Annotated in this window: 8 protein-coding genes; 3 read left to right on the top strand and 5 right to left on the bottom strand. The window is 61.2% G+C overall.

Annotated elements, in window-relative coordinates:
- Positions 1-103 precede the first annotated feature (103 nt).
- Positions 104-1,864, top strand: a complete 1,761-nt coding sequence (locus HP547_RS24145; RefSeq protein ID WP_172224839.1) for a cation:proton antiporter — start codon at positions 104-106, stop codon at positions 1,862-1,864.
- Between the two features lie 86 nt (positions 1,865-1,950).
- Here the strand turns inward: HP547_RS24145 and HP547_RS24140 are convergent, their stop codons facing one another.
- The 5 genes from HP547_RS24140 to zwf all read right to left on the bottom strand — a co-directional run bounded on the left by HP547_RS24140 (position 1,951) and on the right by zwf (position 7,669).
- Positions 1,951-2,358 carry an SMI1/KNR4 family protein gene (locus HP547_RS24140; RefSeq protein WP_172224841.1) on the bottom strand — a complete coding sequence of 136 codons (408 nt, stop codon included), beginning with the start codon at positions 2,356-2,358 and terminating at the stop codon, positions 1,951-1,953.
- Positions 2,359-2,472: 114 nt separating this feature from the next.
- Entirely contained in the window at positions 2,473-3,327 is an 855-nt protein-coding gene (locus tag HP547_RS24135) for a Tim44 domain-containing protein (protein ID WP_172224851.1), read from the bottom strand.
- A 110-nt stretch (positions 3,328-3,437) separates the two neighbouring features.
- Positions 3,438-5,624 carry a DNA helicase II gene (gene uvrD, locus HP547_RS24130; RefSeq protein WP_172224853.1) on the bottom strand — a complete coding sequence of 729 codons (2,187 nt, stop codon included), beginning with the start codon at positions 5,622-5,624 and terminating at the stop codon, positions 3,438-3,440.
- A 197-nt stretch (positions 5,625-5,821) separates the two neighbouring features.
- Positions 5,822-6,139, bottom strand: coding sequence for a hypothetical protein (locus HP547_RS24125; protein ID WP_172224855.1), 318 nt, complete (start codon positions 6,137-6,139; stop codon positions 5,822-5,824).
- An 87-nt stretch (positions 6,140-6,226) separates the two neighbouring features.
- On the bottom strand, positions 6,227-7,669 hold the full coding sequence (gene zwf, locus HP547_RS24120; RefSeq protein WP_172287849.1) for a glucose-6-phosphate dehydrogenase: 1,443 nt from the start codon (positions 7,667-7,669) through the stop codon (positions 6,227-6,229).
- 103 nt (positions 7,670-7,772) lie between these two features.
- On the opposite strand from zwf, the gene hexR reads away from it, so the two are divergent.
- Together hexR and HP547_RS30005 are read left to right on the top strand one after the other, a co-directional pair.
- The gene (gene hexR, locus HP547_RS24115) at positions 7,773-8,639 is read left to right on the top strand and encodes a transcriptional regulator HexR (RefSeq protein ID WP_172287846.1); all 867 of its coding nucleotides are present in this window, start codon (positions 7,773-7,775) and stop codon (positions 8,637-8,639) included.
- A gap of 108 nt (positions 8,640-8,747) precedes the next feature.
- Positions 8,748-8,915 (top strand): PA3496 family putative envelope integrity protein (locus tag HP547_RS30005; RefSeq protein ID WP_172287844.1); only part of this gene is annotated, 168 nt, incomplete at its 3' end.

The following is an 8,915-nucleotide window of genomic DNA, read 5'->3' as shown; positions in this document are numbered from 1 at the left end:
CGCATTCAATACCGTGTGTACTTGCTGCTCGCTCGGGGTTGCCTTGGCAGAGGAGCGGTCTGCCCAGGCATCCAGACAAAGACGAGAAAAGGAGTATCACGCCATGCATGCCATCAGCTTTATCCAGGACCTGGCAGTCATCATGCTGGTCGCGGGCGTGGTGACCATCCTCTTTCACCGTCTCAAGCAGCCCGTGGTGCTGGGTTACATCGTCGCCGGCTTCATCATCGGCCCGCATACCCCTCCGTTTGGCCTGATTCACGACGAGGACACCATCAAGATCCTTGCTGAACTGGGGGTTATCTTCCTGATGTTCTGCCTCGGGCTGGAGTTCAGCCTGCGCAAGCTGTTCAAGGTGGGTGCAACGGCGTTTATCGCGGCTTTCCTGGAAATCGTGCTGATGATCTGGATCGGCTTCGAGATCGGCCGCTGGTTCGGCTGGAACACCATGGACTCGCTGTTCCTCGGCGCCATCCTGGCCATTTCCTCGACCACCATCATCGTCAAGGCGCTCAATGACCTGAAGATGAAGAACGAGCGCTTTGCCCAACTGATCTTTGGCGTGCTGATCGTCGAGGACATTCTTGGTATCGGCATCATCGCCCTGTTGTCGGGCATTGCCGTCAGCGGCACGGTCAGCTCCGGCGAGGTGTTCTCCACCGTCGGCAAGCTGTCGCTGTTCATGATCGTTGCGCTGGTCATCGGCATCCTGCTGATACCGCGGCTGCTGGCCTACGTGGCCAAGTTCGAAAGCAACGAGATGCTGCTGATTACCGTGCTGGGCCTGTGCTTTGGCTTCTGCCTGCTGGTGGTCAAGCTGGAATACAGCATGGTCCTGGGGGCGTTCCTGATCGGCGCCATCATGGCCGAATCGCGCCAGTTGCTGAAAATCGAGCGCCTTATCGAACCTGTGCGCGACCTGTTCAGCGCGATATTTTTCGTGGCGATCGGTCTGATGATCGACCCCCAGGTGCTGGTCGATTACGCCTGGCCGATCGTGGTCATCACCCTGGCCGTGGTACTGGGCAAGATGCTGTCCTGTGGCATGGGGGCGTTCATCGCCGGCAATGACGGACGCACGTCGTTGCGCGTGGGCATGGGGCTTTCGCAAATCGGCGAGTTCTCCTTCATCATCGCCGCGCTGGGCATGACCTTGCAGGTGACCAGCGACTTCCTCTACCCGGTGGCCGTCGCCGTATCGGCCATCACCACGTTGTTGACGCCCTACCTGATCCGGGCAGCCGACCCGTTGTCGCAGAAGCTCGGTAGGGTGGTACCCGGCCGCCTGGCACGGGTGCTGTCGTTGTATGGCGAGTGGCTGCGCAACATCCAGCCGCAGGGCGAGAGCGCGATGCTGGCGGCGATGATCCGGCGCATCCTGTTGCAAGTGGGGGTGAACCTGGCGCTGGTCATCGCCATTTTCTTCAGCGGTGGTTACTTTGCAGGGCGTATCGGCAACTGGCTCAGTGAATGGGTCAGCGATGCCAGCCAGCAGAAAGCCGTGATATGGGGCGCTGCACTGTTGCTGTCGTTGCCATTTCTGATTGCCGCCTACCGCAAGCTCAAGGCGCTTTCGATGTTGCTGGCAGAGATGGGCGTAAAGCCGGAAATGGCCGGGCGACATACCCAGCGCGTGCGTCGGGTAATTGCCGAGGTGATCCCGCTGCTGTCGCTGCTGGTAATCTTCCTGCTGCTGTCTGCGTTGTCGGCGAGCATTCTGCCGACCAATGAGCTGCTGCTGGTGATTGCCGTGGTTGCTGCGGTGGTGGTGGCGTTGCTATGGCGCTGGTTTATCCGCGTGCATACGCGCATGCAGATTGCCTTGCTGGAGACGTTGGAGAACAGCCGCGAGAATACCCACTGAGGGTGAAAGCTCCAGTGCGGCCCTGTTGGTGGGTAAACCCCACACACACAGGGCCGGCACCGGCTGCATCAATTCACAGGTGCTAATCAGCTTTCCAGCCAGACATCACGCGCCCAGTGCCACACCGATTCCCAGCTCTCCTCGCCGGCGATTTCCTCTTCGGCATCCCACAACACCACGGTGCCGTCTTCTTCGACGCAGTAGTAGTTGTCGCCGTCCTGGCACAGTGGAATAAGATCACGCGGCACCCCGGCATCCCAGGCGTTGGAGGCCACCTCTGGCAGGTAGGTGTGCGACTGCGGATCAGTGACGGTGACCGGCTCCAGGGAGCCGTAGACCACATCGCTGACGGTCAGCAGAAATTCTTTGAACACGAACGGAATGTTGATGAACAGCTGTTCTTCAATCTCTACCAGCTGGTCCTCGTCGGGAAGCTCCAGGGGCACCGGCACCGGCTCATTGGCTTCACGGAGTTGTTCGATCACTTCTTCCACGGTTCACTTCCTCTGACCTAGATGACAACGCTGCGCGTTATACCCTAGTAGCCCACTTTGGCAAAAGCAAAAACCCCGGGCAAGGCCCGGGGTTTTTTGTGCAGCACGCAGCGGTTAGCCGTTCTGACGGATACCGGCAACCAGCCAAGGCTGGTTCTCGCCTTGGGCGCGAACCATGTGCCAGCTTTCGCTGAACACTTCGCCCTGGTCGAAGCGCGAGTTTTTCGACAGGCCACGGAAGGTGAGGGTGGCGTCGGTGCGGTCGGCGCGGTCGTCGAGACCGTCCAGTTGCACTTCGAGGTTGTCGATGTAGGTGGCCTGGAAGCCATCACCCAGCTCAGCGCGCTCGCGCTTGAGGAACTCGAGCATTTGCGGGGTGACGAACTCGGCGATCTTGTCCATTTCGTTGGCATCCCAGTGCTGCTGCAGCGACTGGAAGTGGTTGCGAGCGGCGGCCAGGAAGCTCTGCTCGTTGAACCAGGCCGGGGCGTTGATCACCGGAGCAGCTGCGGCAGCAGGTGCGGCCGAACCACCGAAGATCGACGGCTGGGCAGGCTGGCCGTGAGCCTCACGCTGCATCGGCGCATGGCCTGGCGCGGCCATTTGCGGCTGCTGCTGGCGACGGCGCGCGGCGATGAAGCGGAACACCAGGAAGGCGATGAGCGCCACGATCAGGAAGTCCATGATCTGGAAGCCTTCGAAACCGTCGCCCATGAACATGGACGCCAGCAGGCCACCGGCGGCGAGACCGGCCAATGGGCCCAGCCAGCGCGAAGCACCGCTGGCAGCAGCCGGTGCACGGCCAGGTGCGGTCGGTGCGGCGGCAGGCGTGGTTGGCGTAGCCTGGCGGGTCTGGTGGATAGGCGCGGAGCCCGAGCTCTTGCCACCGCCGAAGCGCTTGGCGTTGGCGTCCAGGCTCAGCGTCAGGCCGACGCAGAGCGCCAGTGCGATGCTAAGAAAACGTTGCATAAATGGGATATCCCCTGTTGTGGATTGCACGCGCGTCATGTTGCACAGGTTCCCGTGCACATGACCAGCGACATAATGTTTCGAGCTTTTGCCTAAGCTTTGCCCAAGTGTTACAAGGCCTCGAGCTTGGCATACCCCAACATCAGCCATTTGCTGCCTTCGGCAAAATTCACCTGGACCCGCGCCTGGGCGCCGGACCCCTCGAAGTTCAGGATCACACCTTCGCCAAACACCGCATGCTGCACACGCTGGCCAAGGCTGAATGCGGTCTGCGGGATGCTCGCATTGGCAAACAGGTTACTGTTGGTGGCGGTCTTCACCCCGCCGAACGGACGGCTGACGCTATTGGACAGGCGCACTTCCTGCACCAGCCCCGGCGGAATTTCGCGTACGAAACGCGACACCTTGTTGTAGGTTTCGCTGCCATACAGGCGACGAGTTTCAGCGTAGGTCATGACCAGCTGGCGCATGGCGCGGGTGATGCCCACGTAGGCCAGGCGGCGTTCCTCTTCCAGGCGGCCGGGTTCTTCCAGGCTCATCTTGTGCGGGAACAGGCCTTCTTCCATGCCCACCAGGAACACATACGGGAACTCCAGGCCCTTGGCGCTGTGCAAGGTCATCAGCTGGATGCTGTCTTCATGTTCGTCGGCCTGGGTATCGCCGGCTTCGAGCGAGGCATGGCCGAGGAAGGCCGACAGTGGCGAGAGCTCGGCGTCTTCGTCGGTGGATTCGAAGTTGCGCGCCGCGCTCACCAGTTCCTCAAGGTTTTCTACCCGTGCCTGGCCCTTTTCACCCTTTTCTTCCTGGTGATAAGTGATCAGCCCTGACTGCTCGATGGTGGTCTGGGTCATGGTATGCAGCGGCATGTCCACGACCTTGGCTGCCAACCCTTCGATCAACTCGATGAACGCCCCCAGGGCACTGGCTGCGCGGCCTTTCAGGGCTTTGCCGGCGATCAGCTGGCACATCGCCTGCCACATCGACAGCTGGCTGTGGCGGGCGTGCTCGCGAATGGCTTCGACGGTTTTTTCGCCAATACCGCGCGGCGGTACGTTTATCACCCGCTCCAGGGCGGCATCGTTGCCTCGGCCTTCGATCAGCCGCAGGTACGCCATGGCGTTCTTGATCTCGGCGCGTTCGAAGAAGCGCTGGCCACCATAGATGCGGTACGGGATCCGTTCGCGCAGCAGGGCTTCTTCCAGTACCCGCGACTGGGCGTTGGAACGGTACAGGATGGCGATTTCGTTCCGCGCATTGCCTTGCTTGACCAGGCTTTCGATGGTTTCCACCACGTAGCGCGCTTCGTCGTGCTCGTTGTAGGCCGCGTACAGGGTCAGCGGTTCGCCTTCGCCCATGTCGGTCCACAGCTCCTTGCCCAGGCGCCCGCTGTTGTTCGCGATCAGGGCGTTGGCCGCCTTGAGGATGCCACCGGTGGAGCGGTAGTTCTGCTCCAGGCGAATCATTTCGGCGTCCGGGAAATCGGCGGTGTACTGGTGGATGTTCTCGATCTTGGCGCCGCGCCAGCCGTAGATCGACTGGTCGTCGTCGCCCACCGCCATCAGGCTGTCGCCACCGCGCGCCAGCAGGCGCAGCCAGGCGTATTGCACCGCGTTGGTGTCCTGGAACTCGTCCACCAGTACGTGGCGGAAGCGCCGCTGGTAATGCTCCAGCAGGCCCGGGTGGTCGCGCCACAGGTCCAGGGCGCGCAGCAGCAGCTCGGAAAAGTCGATGACCCCGGCGCGCTCGCAGGCCTGCTCGTAGGCGGTATACACGTCGCGCATGGTGGACAGGAACAGGTCGCCCCCGGCCTGGATATGTTGCGGGCGCAGGCCCTCGTCCTTCTGCCCGTTGATAAACCACTGGGCCTGGCGTGCCGGCCATTTCTGCTCGTCCAGGCCCAACTCGCGCATTACCCGTTTGATCAGGCGCTGCTGGTCGTCGCTGTCGAGGATCTGGAAGTTCTGTACCAGTCGCGCTTCTTGCCAATGGGCCCGCAGCAGGCGATGGGCAAGGCCGTGGAAGGTCCCGACCCACATGCCCGCCGGGTTGATCCCCAGCAGCTGCTCGATCCGCTGGCGCATTTCTGCCGCAGCCTTGTTGGTGAACGTCACCGACAGGATCGAGTGCGGCGATGCCTGCTCCACCTGGATAAGCCAGGCGATGCGGTGCACCAGCACGCGGGTTTTACCGGAACCGGCGCCGGCAAGCACCAGTTGACGCCCGAGCGTGGCCGCTACGGCCTGGCGTTGGGCATCGTTGAGGGAATTCAGCAGGAAGGAGAGGTCGTCTGTGCGCATCGGGCCATTCTAGGGTGCCGCGCAGGAACGGGCAAACGCCTACTGTATGAATATTCACCTGGTTCGCACCATTCATCGCCAGGGTGCCACGAGCGTGGGACGGGGCCGAACTTCTGGTCAGATGTCCTGAGCTGTAATGGTTTTGACAATATTGCAGTCAGGACATTGTCGGCCAAGCTGTTTTAGCGGAAAGCTGATCAGTCTGTGATCATGATCTCGGTGATGCTGGCAATCAGCTTGTCGTCATGGAAGATGTCCACTTTCGGAATAGCGCTGTGATCCCCCGGCATCCGGAAGCTCACCGGCTTTTCGGTAACTACCTGAGGGTAGATACCTCCCTCGGTCTCCTGCGTCAGCTCAAGTGCCAGCGCGTGAGACTTGTCCTGCAACTTGCGTATGCTCAGTCGCGGACTGATGCCGGGGTGGCCGACCATGACATTGCCATAGACACGGAAATTTGCATTTCCCGGCATCCTGTCCTGCTGTGCTACCCAACCATTCGTTTCGATAGACATGTTGCTCATTCTCCAGGTTAGCGCGACGGAATATCGCGTGAGCACATGATTGCGCGCGTAACCCAAGGCCATGCAGTCAGAAAGGGTTCAGCTGTACCAGTGTCTGCCTTGATGGGCGAGCAGCGCGCTGGCCTGTTCAGGTCCGTTGTTTCCCGCGCCATAGTTACGTGGAGGTTGGAAATGTTCTTCCCAGCCCTTGATAATGGGATCGACCCAGGCCCAGGCGGCCTCCACTTCATCGCGACGCATGAACAGTGTCGAATCCCCATCCAGCACATCCAGCAGCAGGCGTTCGTAGGCTTCCCAGCGACGGGTCTGGCTGAACACCTGGGCCAGGTTCAGGTCCAGGTCCACCGGCTCCAGGCGCATGCCCTTGCCTGGGCTTTTGGTCATCATGCGCAGGCTGATGCGTTCGTCCGGTTGCAGCTGGATCAGCAGCTGGTTGACCTGTGCCCCGCTGAACAGTTCATGGGGCACAGGCTTGAACTGGATGACGATTTGCGACGAGCGTCGCGCCATACGCTTGCCGGTGCGCAAGTAGAAAGGCACACCCGCCCAGCGCCAGTTGTCGATGTGCGCTTCGACGGCGACGAAGGTTTCGGTGTCGCTGTCGTTGTCGACATCCTTTTCGAAGTAATACGCCGGCACTTCCTGGCCACCGATGCGCCCGGCGCCGTACTGGCCGCGCACGGTCTTGTCCTGCACGTCCTGGCCAGTGATCGGCTTGAGCGCCCGCAATATCTTTACTTTTTCATCGCGTACCGCTTCGGCCTCGAACTGTGAGGGTGGCTCCATGGCCACCAGGCACAGCAGCTGCAGCAGGTGGTTCTGCAGCATGTCGCGGATCGCCCCGGCGCGGTCGTAGTAGCCGCCGCGGTTCTCTACACCGAGCGTTTCGCAGACGCTGATCTGCACATGATCGACCTGGTTGTTGCGCCACACCGGCTCCAGCAAGGCGTTGGCAAAGCGCAGCGCCATCAGGTTCTGTACGGTCTCCTTGCCCAGGTAATGATCGATGCGGAACACCTGATTTTCTTCGAATACTGCGCCAATCGCTTCGTTGATGGCAGTGGCAGATTCAAGCGAGTGGCCGATCGGCTTTTCCAGCACGATGCGCGCCTCGGCATCGGCCAGGCCGGCGTTACGCAGGTGGTTGGCTATAGGGACGAACAAGTTCGGGGCGGTGGCAAGGTAGAAGATGCGCGTAAGCCCGCCGGGCTCGCCCAGGTAGCGTGCCAGGCGCCCGAAGTCGGCACTTTGCGAAGCATCCATGGGGAAATAGTCGAGCCGTGCGGAAAACCGTTGCCAGACGTCTTCTTCAAAGTTACTGCGGGCGATCTGCGCCCGGCAGTGGCGCTCGGCCAGCTTCAGGTAGTCGTTGCGTGGCAGGTTGCGCCGAGCCAGCGCGATGATGCGTACGGCAGGGTCAAGACGGGCCTCGCGAAACAGGTGGTAGAGCGCCGGGAGCAGTTTGTGCAGGGCCAGATCGCCGGTGCCGCCGAAGACCAGAATGTCGCAAGGAATAGTCAAACCGCCACTCTCCACGTTCGTTTAACTGGGCGGGTTGGCGTCCATGTAGTATAACTACAAGAAAGCTACAACCCGGCCAGCCGATCATAACCGAGTCCAGCCCGTGAATCTGTTGCAACATATCGCCCAATCGCGCCACCTGCTGCGCAAATCGGAACTGAAAGTGGCCGACCACGTGCTGCTGGACCCGGCTGCCGTCATGCACAGCTCGATGGCCGACCTGGCGCACCACGTGGGTATCAGCGAGCCGACCATCGTGCGTTTCTGCCGGGCTATCGGTTGCTCGGGCTTCCAGGACCTCAAGCTGAAGCTGGCGCAAAGCCTGGCCGCCGGGGCCAGTTTCGGCCAGTTCGCCATCCATGAAGACGACTCGGTCGCCGACTACAGCCTGAAGATTTTCGACACCACCCTGCACACCCTGATGGAGGTGCGCGAGCACCTCGACCCGCAGGCGCTGCAGTTGGCGGTGAGTGCCATGGCCCAGGCACAGCGTGTGGAATTCTATGGTTTTGGCGCATCGGGTGCGGTGGCGGCCGACGCCCAGCACAAGTTCTTCCGCTTGCTGCTCAGCGCGGCAGCGTACTCCGACCCGCACATGCAGGCGATGTCGGCGGTTACCCTGAAACCGGGCGATGTAGCGGTGTGCATTTCCCAGTCGGGGCGGTCCAAGGACCTGTTGATCACTGCCAACCTGGTACGTGAGAGTGGCGCCAACCTGATCACCCTGTGCCCCAGCCAGACGCCTCTAGCCGAGCTGTCGACCGTCAACCTGGCAATCGACGTGCACGAGGACACCGAAATCTATACCCCGCTGACCTCGCGTATCGCCCACCTTGTGGTAATCGACGTGCTGGCCATGGGCGTGGCCATGGCGCGCGGGCCGAGCCTGGTCAACCACCTGAAGAGCGTGAAGCGCAGCTTGCGCAGCCTGCGTTTGTCGCCCAAGTCGATCAAGGCTACCGACGACTGATCAATGGCCCGGCAAGGCAGATTTCACTGTTTTGTCACCATTTCACAGCCAAAACGTCAACCTCCATTGCCAGTCTGAAGCCTCCGCACCCTATCTGGGAGACAGGCAATGGCTCGTGACTTCGACGGTACGTACCAACCCAACGCCAAGGCTCGCAAGCAGCAGGAAAAGGATCAGCGCCGCATGGAATACCGCCGGGCGATCGAGAGCTATTGCGACCAACGTCAACTGCTGCGCGACCTGGTGGACTACCCTGAGCTGCAAGAGCTCACTGTG

Source organism: Pseudomonas sp. CM27, from assembly GCF_013179515.1.
Taxonomy (GTDB): domain Bacteria; phylum Pseudomonadota; class Gammaproteobacteria; order Pseudomonadales; family Pseudomonadaceae; genus Aquipseudomonas.
This window is presented reverse-complemented; position numbering and strand designations above follow the sequence as displayed.